At 64.0% G+C, this 18,579-nt stretch carries 14 protein-coding genes; 6 read left to right on the forward strand and 8 right to left on the reverse strand.

Translation table 11 applies throughout. From position 1 onward, the window contains the following. Window position 1 precedes the first annotated feature (1 nt). Together IRI77_RS19185 and IRI77_RS19190 are read right to left on the reverse strand one after the other, a co-directional pair. Entirely contained in the window at window positions 2–727 is a 726-nt protein-coding gene (locus tag IRI77_RS19185) for a toast rack family protein (RefSeq protein ID WP_194446652.1), read from the reverse strand. A gap of 55 nt (window positions 728–782) precedes the next feature. After that, window positions 783–2,519 (reverse strand): alpha-L-fucosidase, encoded by a 1,737-nt coding sequence (locus tag IRI77_RS19190; protein ID WP_194446653.1) that lies wholly within the window; start codon window positions 2,517–2,519, stop codon window positions 783–785. A 55-nt stretch (window positions 2,520–2,574) separates the two neighbouring features. Between IRI77_RS19190 and trxB the strand changes: the two genes are divergently transcribed. Genes trxB through cysC form a run of 3 tightly spaced genes read left to right on the forward strand, consistent with a single transcriptional unit; the run spans window position 2,575 to window position 6,224 of the window. Next, the gene (gene trxB / locus IRI77_RS19195) at window positions 2,575–3,498 is read left to right on the forward strand and encodes a thioredoxin-disulfide reductase (RefSeq protein ID WP_194446654.1); all 924 of its coding nucleotides are present in this window, start codon (window positions 2,575–2,577) and stop codon (window positions 3,496–3,498) included. Window positions 3,499–3,528: 30 nt separating this feature from the next. Next, complete coding sequence (cysD, locus tag IRI77_RS19200) at window positions 3,529–4,428, forward strand: sulfate adenylyltransferase subunit CysD (RefSeq protein ID WP_194446655.1); 900 nt, start codon at window positions 3,529–3,531, stop codon at window positions 4,426–4,428. A 2-nt stretch (window positions 4,429–4,430) separates the two neighbouring features. Continuing rightward, window positions 4,431–6,224, forward strand: a complete 1,794-nt coding sequence (cysC, locus tag IRI77_RS19205; protein ID WP_194446656.1) for an adenylyl-sulfate kinase — start codon at window positions 4,431–4,433, stop codon at window positions 6,222–6,224. A gap of 7 nt (window positions 6,225–6,231) precedes the next feature. Here cysC and IRI77_RS19210 read toward each other — a convergent pair whose 3' ends face one another. Genes IRI77_RS19210 through IRI77_RS19235 form a run of 6 tightly spaced genes read right to left on the reverse strand, consistent with a single transcriptional unit; the run spans window position 6,232 to window position 14,288 of the window. Then, window positions 6,232–8,322: a sulfatase gene (locus IRI77_RS19210; protein ID WP_194446657.1), complete on the reverse strand. Its 2,091-nt coding sequence runs from the start codon at window positions 8,320–8,322 to the stop codon at window positions 6,232–6,234. Between the two features lie 13 nt (window positions 8,323–8,335). Further along, window positions 8,336–9,160 (reverse strand): hypothetical protein, encoded by an 825-nt coding sequence (locus IRI77_RS19215; protein WP_194446658.1) that lies wholly within the window; start codon window positions 9,158–9,160, stop codon window positions 8,336–8,338. Window positions 9,161–9,169: 9 nt separating this feature from the next. Further along, window positions 9,170–9,361, reverse strand: coding sequence for a ribbon-helix-helix protein, CopG family (locus IRI77_RS19220; protein WP_194446659.1), 192 nt, complete (start codon window positions 9,359–9,361; stop codon window positions 9,170–9,172). 18 nt (window positions 9,362–9,379) lie between these two features. Beyond that, window positions 9,380–11,278 (reverse strand): alkaline phosphatase family protein, encoded by a 1,899-nt coding sequence (locus tag IRI77_RS19225; protein ID WP_228486206.1) that lies wholly within the window; start codon window positions 11,276–11,278, stop codon window positions 9,380–9,382. After that, window positions 11,275–13,425, reverse strand: coding sequence for an alkaline phosphatase family protein (locus IRI77_RS19230; protein WP_228486207.1), 2,151 nt, complete (start codon window positions 13,423–13,425; stop codon window positions 11,275–11,277). The genes IRI77_RS19225 and IRI77_RS19230 overlap by 4 nt, the downstream gene beginning before the upstream one ends. Beyond that, on the reverse strand, window positions 13,422–14,288 hold the full coding sequence (locus IRI77_RS19235; protein ID WP_194446660.1) for a sulfatase-like hydrolase/transferase: 867 nt from the start codon (window positions 14,286–14,288) through the stop codon (window positions 13,422–13,424). The genes IRI77_RS19230 and IRI77_RS19235 overlap by 4 nt, the downstream gene beginning before the upstream one ends. A 154-nt stretch (window positions 14,289–14,442) precedes the next feature. Between IRI77_RS19235 and IRI77_RS19240 the strand changes: the two genes are divergently transcribed. Genes IRI77_RS19240 through IRI77_RS19250 form a run of 3 tightly spaced genes read left to right on the forward strand, consistent with a single transcriptional unit; the run spans window position 14,443 to window position 18,569 of the window. Beyond that, window positions 14,443–17,823, forward strand: a complete 3,381-nt coding sequence (locus tag IRI77_RS19240; protein WP_194446661.1) for a glycosyl hydrolase — start codon at window positions 14,443–14,445, stop codon at window positions 17,821–17,823. Between the two features lie 58 nt (window positions 17,824–17,881). Next, the gene (locus IRI77_RS19245) at window positions 17,882–18,280 is read left to right on the forward strand and encodes a GNAT family N-acetyltransferase (RefSeq protein WP_194446662.1); all 399 of its coding nucleotides are present in this window, start codon (window positions 17,882–17,884) and stop codon (window positions 18,278–18,280) included. A gap of 1 nt (window position 18,281) precedes the next feature. Further along, a complete protein-coding gene (locus IRI77_RS19250; protein ID WP_194446663.1) occupies window positions 18,282–18,569 on the forward strand; it encodes a hypothetical protein in 288 nt (95 codons plus the stop codon). The last annotated feature ends 10 nt before the right edge of the window (window positions 18,570–18,579 follow it).

Genomic DNA, 18,579 nt, shown 5'->3' on the forward strand with positions numbered 1-18,579 from the left:
GTCACTGCGCCAGGATATTAATCTCGCCAATCCCGCCTTTCACGCTGAGGCGGATGGTCGCCTTCGACTGCCCGTTTGACTCGCTTACCCAACGATCGCCGTCTTTCTTGAGGCCTCGCACGTTGATGGAGCCGATGCCCCCGTTCGCCTCGGCCACCACACCTACATCCGGCGGCAGATGCACTGTCGCCTCGCCGACACCGCCTTCGATCCGGACTTCATAGTCCCGCTGCGGTTTGCCGCGCAGGTCCATATCGACGGAACCGGCGCCCATCTGGACCTCCACGCTGCGCAGCGTGAGGTCTCCCAGGTTGAGCTTGTTCTCTCCAGCTCCGCAGTGGATCCGCAGGTCCAGGGGAACGTCGTTGGCCAGCTTCAGATCCCAGATGTTCTTGATGTTGCCGAAATTGCCTTTGCCGCCGCCCTGCCGGACCGTCAGCCGGCCGCGAAAGCCTGAGTCGTCATAGCGGACTTCCGGCTTCCAGTCGGGCACGTTGTAGGTAAACTCACCATCAAACAACTCTTTCGAGCCGCCGCTCACGTTGAGCTCTCCCGCGCCAATGTTGAGATCGGCCACCACAATCTCGGCCTTCGCCGCGCGGGACCGTTCGATGATCTTCGTATCCCTTACCGTCTCACCGGTGGGCTTACTGTTAATGTCTATGGAACAGCCTGCCGACGCCAGGATAGCGGCGAACAGGCCTACCCGGTATGCGGGCAATGTCATGGATTCCCTCCACTGCCATTCGGATACGAAAATCAACTTATGGGAGTTCCGTTTTTCACTGCGCCGGATGCAGCACCAGCCGCTCCAGGTTAATCGTGCCGCCGGATTTCGTATCCAGCCGCACACGAACTTCCGTGGCGCCCTGTTTCAGTTCCAGCTCACCCAGGGGCTGCGACTTGAACACCCAATCGCCGCCTGAGTTGATCGACGAGCCTGTCAACTTGGCCGGCCCGGCTTCCACGGTGAACGGCGTTCCGGCCTTTCTCGACGAATAGAAGGCCTCCACGCGGTAGCGGCCGGCCTTGGGCGCTTCCACCTTCCAATAAGGCACGTCCTTGTCGCGTGTCCAGCGTGTCAGAAACACATGGCCCAGCGCGTTCTCTTTCTTCGCCCGCTGCTCGAACTCGGTCTCGATTTCGCACGACTCCACACCCAGGCTGATCAGCCCCTTCGCATCCGGCCGGTTGGCGAACGGCACCGTCACGGGAGCCCCGTCCAGCGTCAGCTCCAACACGCTCGCAATCTCATCCGGAGCAGCGCCGGGCAGCGTCAGCAGAATGTCGTCGCCATCGCGCTTGGAGACAATTCTGCGAGACGGATCGGCTAGCAGCTGCGCCGAGTGCACCAGATTCCGCAAGCCCGCGACGCGCAGCACGCCGTCCTTGGGCCAGTCGAAGATGTGCAGGTACAGCTTATTGCCCTTGGTGGTCGCGCGTCCGAAGAAGGACATGCGCTCGAACGGGCTCGCCGTGGTGTCGTAGATCGACTCCTGGTTCACTTTCATCCAGCGGCCCATGGCGTTCAACCGCGTCACAAACTCGTCCTGAATCGTGCCGTCCGGCTTTGGCCCTACATTCAGCAGCAGATTGCCGCCCTTGCTCACCACCTCCACCAGCATCCGGATCAGGTCCCGGTCCGTCTTGAACTCGGTTTCATACTTGTTGTAGCCCCACGAGTCGTTGTTGATCGTGACGCACGCCTCCCACAGGATCGGCTTGCCGCTGGGATCCTTGAAGCCAGTGGCCGGGACGTACTGTTCCGGCGTGCCGAAGTCGGCCTTATTGCCCGGCTTGCGCTCATACAAACGGTCGTTGATCAAGGTGTTCGGCTGCAGGCCGCGGATGAAGTCGTAGACCTCGTCGTCGCGTTTCGCCTCCGCCAGGGTGTGCTCCCACTCGCCGTCGAACCAGATCATCGCCACGTCGCCATAACCCGTCAGGAGCTCCTTCAACTGGGCCTTCATGAAGTCGATATACCGGTTGTTGTTGCCGCCTTCCTTGTAGTTCTTCGGATACTCCCACGAACGGCGCGGCCGGTAGTCAGGATGGTGCCAGTCCATGATCGAGTGGTAGAAGCCCAGGCGCATGTCCTTCTTCTTCGCCGCGGCCGCCAGTTGCTTCAGCGGGTCGCCCTGGTAGGGCGTCGTCTCCACGTCGTAGTCGCTCACCTGGCTGCGGTAGATGCTGAAGCCGTCGTGGTGCTTCGACGTGATCACCATGTACTTTGCCCCGGCGTTCTTGGCCAGATCCACCCAGGCATCGGCGTTGAACTTCACTGGATTGAACTGTTTGGCGTACACGTCGTAGTCGGCCTGCGGGATCTGGGCCATGGTCCGGATCCACTCGTGGCGCCCGATCACCGAGTAGGCACCCCAGTGAATGAACATCCCGAACTTGGCTTCGCGGAACCAGCGGGTGCGTTCTTCCGCGGAAAGCGGCGGCTGGGAAGGTTGGGCGAACGACACTGACGTAGCGGCCAGCAGGGCCAGGGCGGCGAAGGAGGCGATCTTCATGCTGCAAGGTATTCTATCGCCCACTGCGATAGCATGGGATTTCCAGGTACATTGCATGCGGAACGTTATCATCATCGGCTCAGGCTGCGCGGGGAATACCGCGGCTATCTATACCGCCCGGGCGGGCCTGGCCCCCCTCGTGATTGCCGGCCACGAGCCCGGCGGCCAGCTTTCCATCACCACCGAAGTTGAGAACTTCCCGGGGTTTCCGGAAGGCATCATGGGGCCGCAACTTGTTGAAAACATGAAGCAGCAGGCCATCCGCTTCGGTGCCGAATACGTCTCCGGCAAGGTCGAGGAGGCCGACCTCTCAAAGCGTCCCTTCAGCCTGAAGATCGACGACGAATGGCACGAGTGCCGCACCCTCATCGTCGCCTCCGGCGCCTCCGCCCGCTGGCTGGGCCTGCCCAACGAGCAGAAACTCATCGGCCACGGTGTCAGCTCCTGCGCCACGTGCGACGGCTTCTTCTATAGAGGCAAGAAAATCATCGTGATCGGCGGCGGCGACTCCGCCATGGAGGAAGCCAACTTCCTCACTCGTTTCGGCGACGAGGTCACCCTGGTCCACCGCCGCGAGGAGTTCCGTGCCTCCAAAATAATGCTCGACCGCTGCAAGGCGAACCCGAAGATCAAGTGGCTCACCAACACCGTGGTCGAGGACGTGCTCGACATCGAGAAGGGCTACGTCGAAGCCGTTAAGCTGAAGAACACCAAGACCGGCGAAGCCTGGACCCAGGCGGTCGACGGCTTTTTCCTTGCAATCGGGCACATTCCGAACACACAACCCTTCGTCGGCCAGCTCGACCTTGACGAAGACGGCTACATCATCAGCCATGGGGGCGCCCGCACTAATATCACCGGCGTCTTCCATGCCGGAGACGTGGAAGACCGCATCTACCGCCAGGCCATCACCGCCTCGGGCGCCGGCTGCAAGGCGGCCATCGAAGCCGAAAGATTCCTGGAAGCCGAAGGCCACTAGTCGCCTGAGCAGTACGAAAGCGGTTCGTTCATGACGCGGTTGTCACACCTGCGCTGGTTGGAAGCCGAGAGTATACACATCCTGAGGGAGACGGCCGCTGAGTTCCAGCGGCCCGTCCTGCTTTACTCCATCGGCAAGGACTCTTCCGTACTCGTCCGCCTGGCCCAGAAGGCCTTTCATCCCGCGGCTGTCCCGTTCCCCCTGCTCCACGTCGATACCGGCTACAAATTCGGTGAGATGATCGAATTCCGCGACCGGTTCTGCCGCGAACAGGGCCTGGACCTCCGCGTCCATAGTTCCCAGGAGTACATCGACGCTCCTGTTGATCCGTTCCGCCTCGGCACGTCCCGCTGCTGTGCCCAGCTCAAGACCCGGGCTTTGCTCGAAGCCCTGCGAGCGCTCGACGCCGATGCCGCCATCGGCGGTGCCCGCCGCGAAGAGGAGAAATCCCGCGCCAAGGAGCGCATCTTCTCCCACCGCGACGCGGCCGGCCAGTGGGATCCTCGCAACCAGCGCCCCGAACTCTGGAATCTCTTCAACAGCCGCCTCGACAAGGGCCAGAGCATGCGCGTCTTCCCGCTCTCCAACTGGACCGAAATCGATGTCTGGGAGTACATCGAGGCCGAGCGGATTCCCGTCGTCCCGCTCTACTTCGCCAAACCCCGGCCCGTCGTCGTGCGCGGCGGCGCGCTCATCCCCCTGGAGCACGACCTCGAACTGCTCGCGGGCGAGCACGTGGAAGAGCGCGTGTGCCGCATGCGCTCCCTCGGTTGCACCTACTGCACCGGCGCCGTCGAATCCACGGCCACAACCGTGCCCGAAATCATCGCCGAGTTGCAGGCCACGCGCCACTCCGAACGCCAGAACCGCGCCATCGACCACGACCAGGAAGGCTCTATGGAGTTAAAGAAGCGCGAGGGCTACTTCTAGCCATGGAATCCACCCTCCTCCGTTTCACCGCCATCGGCAGCGTCGACGACGGCAAATCCACGCTCATCGGCCGCCTGCTCCACGACCAGAGCGCCGTCTACGACGACCAACTCGATTCCATCCGGCGCGTCTCCCGCGAAGGGCTGGACCTCGCCCTGATCACCGACGGCCTGCGCGCCGAACGCGAGCAGGGCATCACGATCGACGTCGCCTACCGCTACTTCTCCACGCCGCGGCGCCGCTTCATCATCGCCGACACTCCGGGCCATGAGCAGTACACCCGGAACATGGTGACGGGTTCCAGCACGGCCGATGTCGCGGTTGTCCTGATCGACGCCCGCCTCGGTGTCCTGCCTCAGACCCTGCGCCACACCTATCTCTCCTGGCTGCTCGGCATCCGCCGCATCTGCGTGGCAGTCAACAAAATGGACGCAGTCGGGTTCAACCAGTCCATCTTTGAATCCATTCGAGCCGCGCTGCTCCAGAAGACCTCCGGCCTGCCTGCCCTCGAACTCGCCTTCCTGCCGGTCTCCGCGCTTCAGGGCGACAACGTCGTCCACCGCGGCGCCAGCATGCCCTGGTTCGATGGCCCCACCCTGCTCGAATACCTCGAGACCGTTCAGCCCCCTCCGGCCCATCATTCCGGACTCCGCCTGCCGGTGCAGGCCGTCCTGCGCGGCGCAAATAGCGACCGCTTCTATGCCGGTCAGCTCTCCGGCGGCTCAGTCCAGCCCGGCGACCAGGTGTTGTTGCTGCCATCCGGCAAGTTCCAGCGCGTCGCTTCGGTCCGGCTGCGCGACGAGGCCCTCTCCTCCGCCGCCACGCCCATGTCAATCTCCGTCTCGCTCGACGGACATGTCGACCTCTCGCGCGGCGACATGATCGTCGACCCGCTCCATCCTCCGGCGTCCACGCGCCATCTCAAGGCAATCCTCTTCTGGATGAGTTCGGACCCGCTCAGCAGCAGCAAGGCCTACCTGCTCAAACACACCACCCAGACCGTCTGCGCCGAGATCACATCCGTCGACGCCGCCCTTGATGTCGCCACCCTCCGCTTCGAGCCCAGTTCAGCGCTCGGCCTCAACGACATCGCACGGGTCACCCTCGAAACCCAGCGGCCCATCTACTGCGATCCCTACACCGCCAACCGCGCTACCGGCAGCTTCATTCTGGTGGACCCGGTATCCAACGGCACTATTGCCGCCGGCATCATCGAATCAGCGGAACAGCCGGCCGGCCCTTCGACACTCAGCCGTCCTGGCGACCATGCGGGCGGGGTCCTCTGGCTCACGGGCCTTAGCTCCTCCGGGAAGAGCACCCTCGCCGTCGTCATTCACCAGCGCCTCAAGGACCTGGGTTACCGCGTCGAGATGCTCGACGGCGACATCGTCCGAAAACACCTCTCCAAGGGCCTCGGCTTCAGCAAGGAAGATCGTGACGAGAACATCCGCCGCATTGGCTTTGTCGCCGAACTGCTGGCCCGCAACGGAGTGGTTGCCATCGTCTCCGCCATCTCGCCTTATCGCGCCATCCGCGGCGAAGTGCGCGCGCGCATCGCCAACTTCATAGAGATCTATGTAAATGCGCCGCTTGCTATCTGTGAGCAGCGAGATGTCAAAGGGCTCTACCGCAGGGCCCGCACCGGGGAACTCAAAGGCATGACCGGCATCGACGATCCCTATGAGCCGCCTGTCGAACCCGAAGTGGAATGCCGCACGGACCTCAACGCCGTCGAAGCCTGCGTGGGCCAGGTGCTGCGCTACGCAGTCGACCGCCTGGACGGCCGCTCCGCCTGATCTCGCCTTACTGCACGTAGCCCAGCGACTTCAGCCGGTCCACCGCTTCCTGGCCCATCCCTAGCTCCTGGTCGCCCGGTTTGATGTAGTTCTGCTGCCACGTCCTCAGCAGCCGTTCCAATTGCGCCGCCTGCTCCGGCTTGCTGCCCTGCACGTCCCGCGTCTCATTGGGATCCGCCGCCAGGTCGTACAACTCCCGCCGGCCCTTCGTCGTCAGCACCATTTTCAGCCCGCCCAGGTAGACGGCCCGCTCCACATCGATGAACCGCTCCTCCACGCCCCACTTCTGCCACAGCGCATACGACTCCGCATACACCGGCCGCGCCGCAAGCTTGTCGGCTTTGCGCAATGTGATCCCCGCCAGCCGCCGCGGCACCGGCGCGCCCAGCACGTCCAGCACGGTTGGAAACAGGTCCACCAGGCTCACCGTCACCGCTACGTCCTGCCTCGCCTTCTGCCCCGGATACTTCACAATCAGTGGCACATGCACCTGATCCTGGTACACCGATACCCCATGCTCCATCAGCGACCGCTCGCCAAAGACCTCGCCGTGGTCCGCCGAGACGATAATCAGCGAGTTGTCGAACAGCCCATTCGCCCGCAACATCTGGAACAGCCGGCCCAACTCGTGATCCACATACGCGATCCCGGAGTCGTAGGCAGCCACCAGTTCTTCCCGCTCCTGGGGCGTCACCACCCGCTTCTCCTGGTCCACAAGCTTCACGATTTCGTAGAACTCCGCGCTGGTCCGGTCCTTGGTGGGTGTCATGAACCGGTTCTTGAAGGGCGGTGGCGGGTTGTAGGGCCAATGCGCGTCCATCAGGTTCAGGAAGAGGAATTCCGGCCGGCCACGCTTCCACTTGGGCAGCAACTTACCCACCTCGTCGGCGATCTTAGCGCCCGGCACATAGGGCGTGTCCGCACCACTGATCCCCATCAGGTGGAGCCGCGTCGAACGCAACACGGAAGGCATCCGGCTGGTCTCCAGCGATACCGGAGTCGTTGGAACCCGGTACAGGTCGAACCCGCGCCCGAACCCGATCTCGGGAGCCAGGTAGGCTTTGTTCGCCACTATGGCGGCCGTCCGGTAGCCATAGTGCTGCAGGGTCTCGGCCAGCGTCGGCGCCGATTGAGGAATGTGCCCCAGCCGCACGTCCGGATAGTCATACCGCACACCGTGCCGCAGTGCGTAGAGGCCCGTCATCATCGTCGCGTGGCTGGGCGCGGTCCAATCCGCCGCCGAAATCGCGCCGCTGTATACCGTCGCCTGCCGTGCAAATTCCTCCAATTGCGGGGTCGTCTGCCTTGGATACCCGTACAGGTGCAGATGGTCCGCCCGCACCGTATCCAGGGTGATGAGAATGACATTCGGACGCCCGGCCTGTGCGCCTTCCGCCGGCGGTCCCGGCAGCGACACCCGGGCCCTCAGCCCAAACCCCAGCACCACCGCAGCCGCCACAATCCACACCGATGCAGTCACCGCGAATCGCGAACCCCAGCCCGCCGGCTTGCCCCGGAATAGCAGCCACGACAGGGCCAGCACGGCCAGAAACGCGAGCGACGAAAACGAAATCTGGACCAGCGCATTGCCCTTCGGCAGGACGTAGAAGTACATCCAGGGCCGCAGCAATACAGCGACCGTCAGCGTCACCGGATTCATCAGGAACCAGGTCCAGCGCGACCACCGTGCGCTCCACCCGGCCACCAACCCCGCGGCAATCAGCCCCGCCGGCACCGCCAGCGCCAGCACTGTCGGCACCAGCCCTTGCGACCGCCGCGCCAGCACATACCCGAACACCAGCAGCACCGTGAGGCCGGCGCTGCGCGTCATGCGTGCTTCCGCCTCTTCCGCGTTCCTGGGCTGCCCGGCCAGAAACCAGATCCCTGCGCCCGCCGCCGACAACAGCGGACCGCAGACCAACCAGACCAACAGAGCCTCGACGCCCGCCAGCCAGTACTCCGGGTAGGGCACCGTGCCCTCCGGCCGCAGCCACTCCGAAACCGCATCCGCCAGCGCATACTCCACCGCACCGTAGAAGGCCCAATACACCAGGCCCCACCACAATGCCCTGCGCCAGTAGAAAACCGCCGGATTCATCGCCTGTCCCACCTCAGAACACCACACCGAAGCGCCGTTTCAACAACAGCGCCACCGGCATCGAAATCAGCATCAGCGCCCAGAGCCAGTGCATCGACAGACCGAACAGCGGCACTTCAGCGGACGGGTACTCAATCTCGGCCCATTCCACCCGGCCATCCGGCAGCCGGCTCTCGCCCGGATGCAACCAGAGACTCATCGCGGCAGCCACCCGCCGCGCATCCACCGGACGCCGCCGCCCGCCAGTCTCAATCCGTTTCTCCACCTGGCCCCAGGAAAACTCCGCCCGCAGGATTCCGGCGCTCTCGCCAGTGGCCCGGATCCGCCACACTACGCTCTGCTCAGCTTCCACCCGGACCGCCGGCGTCTCTACTTCGATCCCCGCGGGCGCAACCAACCGGGGCGTACTGCCGCCCGTATCCACGGGCCGGTCCAGATGGACCGTAAACAGCGCCGTCTCCCCGATCTTCAGCGGACTCTGCCCGTAATACCGTTCCATCTGCGCCAGCAGCGGCCACAGCGCGACGCTCGCGCAAGCAATCGGGACAGCCATCCAGAACAGATACCCGGCATTGGCCAGTAAAAGCCTTCCCTGCGCTCCAAACACCAACGCGGGCTCGTCCGAGAACAGCCGCATCTCCATCAGGTACGCGCGCAGCAGACTCTTTGAACGCTCAATCCGCTTCGGGCTCGACGTATGCCGGAATACGAACAGCATCACCAGCGCGGCCGACACGGCCAGCGGAGTCATACTCACCCAAGGCGGCAGCCCGCCCGTCAACGCCGCATAGGCGTCGAACAGGCGGCTCAAGCCGAGATTGATCCACTCCACCAGCATGAATCCGCGCTAATCCAGGTAACCCAGGCCCTTCAACTTCTTCGCGATCTCCTCGTCGGAATCAGAGGTCTCGATGCGGGCCAGTTCGCGCTCCAGCACGTGCTCCACAAACTCCTGCACCGACGAATACCCGCCCGCCTCCGCGCATCGCTTGACCCGCTCCGCGAGCTCTTTCTTCAGCTTGATCGAGGTTGAAAACATAACAATTTCCCCAGTCTCTCAGAACATCGGATGGCCCGTCATCGCCGCGGGCACCGCCACTCCGAACTGTTTCAGGATCGTCACCGGCACGTCGCGCAGATGTGGTTTCTCCAGCGCCGGCTTCCGGTTTGTGAACAGTACGCCCGGCACAAACTCCGGATCGATGCAGTGATCCGCCAGCCACGCCTCTTCATTTGGAACGATGATCCGTTCCGGCACCGCGCCCAACGCGGTCTGCCAGCTCGCCCGGTAGCCCGGCTCGTACCCCACCACCAGATCCGGCGCGTAGCCCGGCAGCTTGCCCGTCGCCACCTGCGCCGCCGTGTAGACCGCCTTCACGACAGCCTTCCCTGTCTGCGGATCCCTCAGCGCCAGCAGGCGCTCGCTGATCTTCCGCAACACCGCCTGGCTATCCTCACCCGGAGCGACCGCCCCATTCGGCTCCCGGCCCGCCAGGTTCAGGTAGATCTCGTTGAGCCCCAGGGCGTAAGCCTGTGTCCGCGACCAGTCGACATTCGCGAACAACTCCTCATCCCCGCGCTTGCTGCCGTCGATCAGCTTCAGCAGTCCTTCCTGTTCCAGCCAGGAATTCAGGTGCACCGCCCGGTCGAACGTCGAGAAGCCGTGATCCGACATCACCACCAGCGTCCCATCCGAACCCAGTTTCGCCATCGCCAGCCCCACCGCTTCGTCGACCCGCTGATAGATCCGGGCCAACTCCTCGTCATAGCGGCCCCACAGCACGTGCGCGTGCTGGTCGATGCTCGAAAAGTAGTAGAACATCAGCCCATCTTCATACCGGTCCAACTCATGACGAAACAAAGCCATGTTGTCGTCCAGCACCTGCCCGGCCTGCTGCAGGAACTCCGCATGGCTCAGCGAGTGCGCGCGCAGCGCCGACGTATCCTCGGCGATCCCCTGCGTGTAGAAAGGACCCACCGCACCAGCCAGCGTCCCGCTGAACTCCTTGGGCGTGGAGATGGGCAGGGCCGGTTCCCGTGGATCCATATTCACGGGGCTCAGGTAAACTTCCAGCGAAGGCGTCACCCGGCGCAGCAGAACCCTCGCGATGCCGCGCGCCTTGGCCGCCGGACCCAGCAGCGAAAACTCCAGCCGGAACCAGGGTGACCACTCCCCGGCGCGGAGCGCAAACCGTTGCCCGCCGGCGGAAATCAAGGCCGTACCTGTACCCTCGTCCACATCCACGGTCAGTTCGGCCGTCGAGAGTGGATGGCTGCGCCGGAATCCGTTCACCGGCCCCTCCACCGTCAACACCGCGCGCCGCCCCTGCATCTTCACCGGAACAATCCGGCCGCCTGGTACCGTCCGCTCTACCGCCCCTAGCTCAGACGTGAACGTCGTGAATGTCCCGTAGCCGCCCTGCAGGTCCGGCGTACCCATGCCCGCCAGGCTCTCCCCCGGAAACTCGACCGGAGGGAAGTTCACCGGCATGCGCAGGATCCGCGCCGGCACCCCGTGCGCGCCCAGCAGAGTCCAGAACGCCGCCCCCTGCCGCAGGTTGCGCACCTGGCCGGATTCCAGCGGCAGGATCCACGGCCCCAGCGCGAACGTGCGCCGGGCCTCCAGCACTTCCGCCATCGAAGAGTAAGGCGTAATCGTCGCCGCGTCCCTGTGTACGAAGTCGAAGATCCCGTGCCCGCCCGGATCCAGGCCCGTAATCACGGCCGACCAGGCCACCGGGCTCTGCGGGGGATTTGTCGTCGCCAGGCGCTGGAATCCACCCTGCCGCCGCAACCGGTCCAGGTTCGGCAGCAGCGCCCAATGCTTCTCGACAAAGACCGGATCCATGCCGTCCACGCCCAGCACAATCATCCGCGGATGCTTCGCTCTTTCTTTGGGCGCACTGCAACCCCAACAGCCCAGGACCACCGCCAACAACAGCCAGCCCGGTCTCATCCCTGCGCCTCGGGCACCACACCGAATACAGCCGTCCCTTCCATCCACGCCGGCTTCGCCACGCCAAACAGGTGCAGCGCCGTCGGAGCCATGTCCTCAATCCCCGGATCCATCGCGTCCACCGCACGGTTCGAGAACAGCACACCCGGCACCAGCACCGGATCGATACAGTGATCGCCGCTCCACGCCTTCGTGTTATCCGAGAAGATCTCTTCGCTGGTCTTGCCCAGCGCCGCGTCCCACGAACTGCGGTAGCCGTCGCTGAAGCCCACAATCAGATCCGGAGCCGCATTCAAATAGGGCCCTTTGTAGATCTTCCCCGCCGTGTACACCTGCTGGATCGCCACCGCGCCATCCGCCGGATCGCACAGCCCGCGCAGCTTCTCAGTCAGCTCCCGGCACAACTCCGCCGTCTCCGCGCCGCGCTCGACAACGCCGTTCGATTCCCGGCCCTTCTGGTTCACATACACGCCGGCCAGCCCGAAGGTGTAAGCCCGCGTCCTGCTCCAGTCGATCCCTCGCAGATACGCGCCGTCGCCTTCATAGCCCGGCTGCATCGCCAGGTAGCCGTTGTCGCGCAGCCAGGCGTTCAGGTTCACCCCGCGCCGGAATGCCCGGAACCCGTGATCCGACAACACGAAAATGGCGGTTTTGTCATCCACATAGCGCATCGCCCGGCCCACCAGGGCATCCATCCGCTGGTACAACTGTTCGATCACCGCCGTATGCCGGCCCGCCGGCAGGCGCCCGTCGAGGTGACGAAAGAACATGTGTTGCACCCGGTCGCTGGTATCAAATACACACGCCACCACGCCGCGCTTGGTGCGGTCCAGCGCATTGAAGAACATCGCCTCCCGTTCTTCCTGGATCGAATACGCCTGCGACAGGAACGCGTCCTCGTCAATCACGCCTTCGTTCAACGCCCAGGTATCTTCGGCCATGCCGACTGTCGCATAGCTGCCCAGCAGCTTCGCCAGATACGTCGCGTAGTACGACGGGTGCGAGATGGGCAACGCCGGATTCTCGGGATCAATATTGATCGGCGTCACATACAGGCTGAACTCGGGCGTCGTTTCCGTGATCATCACCCGGGCAATGCCGCGCACCTTCACGCCCAGCGCCGCTGGAAACGCCAATTGCAGCCAGGGCGAATACTCATCCGGCTTCAGCGCGTGCTTCTGCCCGTCGATCTCCAACTCATACGCGCCACCGCGGGGCCGCAGTTCAAAGGGCAACTGCATCGCCGCCCCGCCCTCCACCAGTGAGTTCGCGGGCCCCCGCAGCACGCCGCGCAATCCCTCACCCGAGCGCTCCAGCGGATACCTGCTTCCGCTCTCATACGTAGCCTCGGCCACGCGCGTCGTGAACTGCGTAAAGCTCCCCTGTGTGCCCAGCAGGTCCGGCGTGCACATCGCCGACAGCAACCGGCCATTGAACTCTTCCGGCGGAAACGTGATCGGCACCCGCAGGATCGTCGACCCGATGCCGTGTTCGCCCAGAATCTTCCAGAACGTCTGGCTCTTGCGCCGCATCTCCACCATCGGGTTCGACAGCGGAATCCGGAAGCGGCCCAGCTTCAGGACCTTCGCCGGACCGGATACGCGCGAACTCGACAGCTCCGGCAGATACGACTTCAAATTGCGGTTCAGGAAATCGAAGATGTTGTGGCGCGCCGGATTCACACCCGTCGCAAACGTCGACCACGCGACGGGCGAAAGCGAGGGGAAAGTTGTTCGCAGGCGGCGGTAGCTGCCCTTGTCGCGCAACGCCGCCAGGTTCGGCAACTTGCCCTCGGCCATGAACCGTTCGGTCAGCACCGGGTCCAACCCATCCAGGCCCAGGAAGATCAGCTTGCGGACCCGCGCTTTGCGATATCCTTGCCGCCGGCGAACCAGGCTCCAGACCAGCCGCACCGGCCAGGCCACCAGGGACAGCAAGGTGAGGAAAAACGCCGAGATCATCGCCAGCAGCGAGCCCATGAACGCGAAGCCCGCGCCCGGCCCGACATAGGCGAACCCCCACCCGGCGCCCGGCATGGGCGGCGGCGCACACACCGCGGCCACAGCCAGGGCCAACAGGATCCAGGTTGCGGTCGAACTGCTGAGCCTGCGGGCCGGCGCCGGGATCAACCCGCGCCGCCTCATCATCTCAGCTTGCCCTCGACAAACGGCACTTCGAACACCTTCTCATGGAATATCGGACCGTGGCCGAAATAGCCATCTTCCCCGAACAACTCGCCATGATCCGCCGTGATCGTGACATAGGTGTTCTTCGGCAGCAGGTCGAACATCTCTTCCACGACATTGTCGATATACTTCACAGCCTTGATCTGCCGCGCCTGCAATTCCGCCAGCTTCTTGTCATCGAAGAACTTGTCCTTCTTCTTCAGCAACTTGCCGCCCACCACCTCGTCATCCAGGTGTTTGAACACACCGTGCACACCGGAGATGCGCGGCCATTGGTCTGGCGGCTCCTGCGGCAGCGCGTACGGGTAATGGGTCTCCCCGACGTTCAGGATGTAGAAAGTGGGCTGCTCTTCGTGGAACCGCAACTCATGCACCATGGCCCGCATGTCATTGTGCTTGTCCATCAGGCGGTAGCTGTCGAAGCCTGTATTCAGCGGAGTCTTCGGATTCAACACCGGCAGCGACACCATCGCGTGCGTCTTGTAGCCCAGGGAGTCCTTCAGAAACGTTGGCAGGTTCAGCCGGGGCACCAGCGACCGGAACGAGATGTCTTCCGCGCCCAACCGCTCGTTATAGCGGAGAATGTCGTGTTTGTAGTACTCCGAAGCGTACACATGCTTCGGGCTCGTGTGGGGCAGCAACCCCATCAGCAGGTTGTAGTGCGAGGGCGAGGTCCACGAGGCATACGACCATCGCTTCTCCACCTTGCCCAGACTGCGCATCACTTTCGGACGCGCTCTCACGAACGAGTCATACCGGCAGCTGTCCAGGATGATCAGCAGGTAGTTGTTCTGGGCTTTCCGGGCCGTGGGGGACTGCGCCATCTCAGGCAATCATAGCATCCGCACCCTTTGGCCCCGCCTCGCCGCCGCCCCCTCAAAACCAACCACACAGCCGCGAATCGGACTTCCCTGTCTGATTGTGATATACCCAATCCAGTTCAGTTTTGTGTCTCATGTCGTCCGGAGGTACTCCGACATGTCAGGAACGATCAAAGCGCTCGCCCCCCTCCTCCTCTGCCTCGTCGCCGGAAGTTCAGCACAGGGTCCCGCAACCAACACCGCCGATCCGCTTGAACGCGGCTTCCAAACCCCGCCCGATTCGGCCAAACCGCGCGTCTGGTGGCATTGGATGAACGGAAACATCACCAAGCCCGGCATTCAGGCCGACCTGGAATGGATGAAGCGCATCGGCATCGGGGGCTTCCAGAACTTCGATGCCGCCCTGGCCACGCCCCAAATCGTGGACAAGCGACTGGTCTATATGACCCCGGAATGGAAGGATGCCTTTCGCTTCACCGTCACCCAGGCTGACCGGCTGGGCCTCGAAATGGCCATCGCCGGCTCGCCCGGATGGAGCGAAAGCGGAGGCCCCTGGGTTCCACCGGCCCAGGCCATGAAGAAGTTCGTCTGGAGCGAGACGATCCTCGAAGGCGGCCGGCCCTTCGTCGGCAAACTGCCCGCACCCCCCTCCGTCTCCGGACCCTACCAGAACATTCCGCGCGCGACGGGTGGCGGCATGATGGGCTCCGCCGCGCCCCAGCGCCCGCCCGACTTCTATGCCGACAGCAGCGTCGTCGCCTACCGCCTGGCCACCTCGGACGTCTCGCTCGCCGAACTCCAGCCTGCCGTGACGTCCAGCGGCGGCGACTTCACCCTGCTCGGCCTCACCGACGGGGATCTCGCCAAGGGAACCGAACTCCCCATGGCCCCGGTAGGGGAACAGGCGTGGATCCAGTTCGAATTCGCCCAGCCGCAAACCGTTCGCGCTCTCACCCTGGTCCTGCTCTCCGCCGCCCGCAACCCCTTCGGCGAGATGGCTTCGGATACGGGCCTCAACCTGGAATCCAGCAACGACGGCAAACAGTTCACCCGCGCCGCGTCCATTCCCGTCAGCCGTTCTGTCGCCAACACCATCTCGTTCGCGCCCGTGACCGCTAAGTACTTCCGCGTCACCTTCCGCACCCCGCAGCCGTCGTCGCGCGGCAGCGCCAGCATGAACTTCGGTGGTGGACGGCCCCCGGCCGCGCCCACCGCCCATCGCATCGCGGAACTGGTCCTCCACCCGGGAGCGCGCGTAAACCGTTTCCAGGAAAAGGCCGCCTTCTCCACCGTACCCACGCTCTACCAGTTCGCCACTCCAGCTGTCGCCCCGGCAGACGCTGTCGCCAAGGCCAACGTCGTCGACCTCACCTCCAAGATGCGTCCCGACGGCACACTCGAGTGGACCCCGCCCGCCGGTCGCTGGACGATCCTCCGCATCGGTTACTCCCTGTTGGGCATTACCAACCACCCCGCCTCGCCGGAAGCCACCGGGCTCGAAGTCGACAAACTCAATCGCAGCTTCGTCAAAGCTTACGCCGACAACTACCTCGATCAGTACAAGGACGCCGCCGGCGGGCTCATGGGCAAGCGGGGCCTGCAGTATGTCGTCATCGACAGCTACGAAGCAGGCGCCCAGAACTGGACCGGCGAGATCCTGTCCGAATTCGCGAAACGGCGCGGCTATGATCCGCATCCCTGGCTGCCTGTCCTCACCGGGCGAGTCGTAGAGAGCGCCGAGGCTTCCGACAGCTTCCTCTGGGACTTCCGCAAAACCATCGGCGACCTCATGGCCGAATACCACTACGACCAGTTCGGCGCCTCGCTCAAGGCCCGCGGCATGGGCCGCTACACCGAGGCCCATGAGTCCGGCCGCGCTTTCATCGGCGACGGCATGGACATGAAACGCCACGCCGACGTGCCCATGAGCGCCATGTGGACCCCGCGGCCCGGCCAGACCGGCGAATCGTTCGGCTACAACGCCGACATCCGCGAGTCCGCCTCAGTCGCCCACATCTATGGCCAGAACATCGCAGCCGCCGAGTCCCTTACCGCCATCGGCTCCGCCTGGGCCTGGTCGCCCGAAAAGCTCAAGCCCACCGCCGATAAGGAACTCGCCAACGGCCTCAACCGTTTCGTCATCCATACGTCGGTTCACCAGCCGGTCGACGACAAAATCCCCGGTCTCGGCCTCGGGCCTTTCGGCCAGTGGTTCACCCGCCACGAAACCTGGGCGGAGATGGCCAAACCCTGGACCACCTACCTCGCCCGCAGCTCCTACATGCTGCAGCAAGGCAAGTTCGCCGCCGACGTGGCCTATTTTTACGGAGAGGACTCCAACATCACCGCCCTCTTCAGCAACAAGGCCCCCGACATCCCCGCGGGCTACAACTTCGACTACTTCAGCGTCGATGCGCTACTCACCCAGCTTCACTGCACGGCCGGCCACCTCACCACGCCCAGCGGCATGAACTACCGCGTCCTCGCGCTCGACCCCAACAGCACGCACATGTCGCTGCCGGTCCTGCGCAAGATTCGCGACCTTGTCCACGCCGGCGCCAGCGTCGTGGGCCCCAAGCCCGTCTCCACCCCCAGCCTCAGCGGCAACGCCGCCGAGTTCCAGAACATCGTCGACCAACTCTGGGGCTCCGGCACGGGCGAACGCGCGGCAGGCAAAGGCAAAGTGTACGCAGGCCAATCCGTCGCCGCCGCGCTCGAAGCCCTGAAAGTCACGCCTGACTTCGAATCCGCCAAGCCCCAGTCAGATACCAACCTGCTTTTCGTCCACCGCAAACTGGCCGACGGCGAAGTCTACTGGGTGAACAACCGCAACAACCGCGTCGAAACCCTGGACGCCACTTTCCGTGTGGAAGGCAAGGCCGCCGAAATCTGGCACCCGGTCACCGGAGCAATCACTCCGGCTTCGTACAGCATCGCCGCCGGACACACCACCGTTCCGCTCCGCCTCGAACCCAACGACGCCGTCTTCGTTGTCTTCCGCAAAGCCGCCTCCACGCCCGCCCGCACCATCCCCAAACTGGTGGAGACCAACCTGACCGCCATCGACGGCCCCTGGTCCATCGCCTTCCAGCCCGGCCGCGGCGCGCCGGAGAAGGCCACCCTCGACCGTCTGGCCTCCTGGACCGAGAACTCCGATCCCGGAGTGAAGTACTTCTCAGGAACCGGAACATATACCCAGTCCATCCAGGCCCAAGCCGCCTGGTTCCAGAAGGGCGCGAGGCTCTGGCTCGACCTCGGCAACGTGCAGAACCTGGCCGAGGTTCTCGTCAACGGCAAATCACTGGGCATCGTGTGGAAGACCCCGTTCCGGGTCGATGTCACCACCGCCCTCAAGCCCGGCGCCAACACCCTCGAAGTGAGGGTCGCCAACCTGTGGGTCAACCGCCTGATCGGCGACCAGCAGGCCGGCGCGAAGAAGATCACTTATACGACACAGGTCTTCTATCCAGCCGACTCGCCCTTGTTGCCGTCCGGCCTGCTCGGCCCCGTCACCATCGTGCGGCAGTCGCCGGAATAGCCGGCCCCGGGCCGGCGACTGTGACACAGCCCGCCCCTCATGCCCGATAATACGTAGAATGGAGTACCGCACAGACCGGCGTCTTACACCCGACGAGTACATCGAACTGCTCAACGCCTCTACTCTTGGGGAACGGCGGCCCGTCGCCCATCGAGAGACAATCCAGCAGATGTTGGACCACGCCAACCTCCTCGTCACCGCGTGGGAAGGCGACACCCTCGCCGGCGCCGCCCGCTGCTTCACTGACTTCGCCTACGTCACCTACTGCAGCGACCTTTGCGTCCGCGAGTCCATCCAGCGCCAGGGCATCGGCAAGGAACTCCTTCTCAAGGTCCACGAAGCGGCCCCCTGCCGCATCGTCCTCCTCGCCGCTCCCAAGGCGGTCGACTACTACCCCCACATCGGCTTCACGCAGCACAATTCCGCCTGGCTGCTCGATCCCGGAGGCCTCCGCTAACATGGGTTTCGCGCTCTGGATTGAGGAAAATCAGGCCGTTGCCCAGGGCACACACGAGTACCGGCCGATGGGTGCCGCGGTCATTGCGGCAGGCTGTGTCTTCACTGCCCGCGATTTCAACCGCCGCCGCCGTGCCCCCAATCGCTACGACCCGCGCTTTGCCGGCCTCTTCGCATCTCTTGGCGAAATGAACGACTGGATGAAGAAACGGGCCCGCCGCCAGGGCCGGTCCCAACACTTCAAAGTCAACGTAAAGCCGTCCGCCGCCCTTTCGATCCCGCCGTTCTAGCGAACCCCGG

Origin of the sequence: Paludibaculum fermentans, from assembly GCF_015277775.1 — a bacterium.
Lineage (GTDB): Bacteria > Acidobacteriota > Terriglobia > Bryobacterales > Bryobacteraceae > Paludibaculum > Paludibaculum fermentans.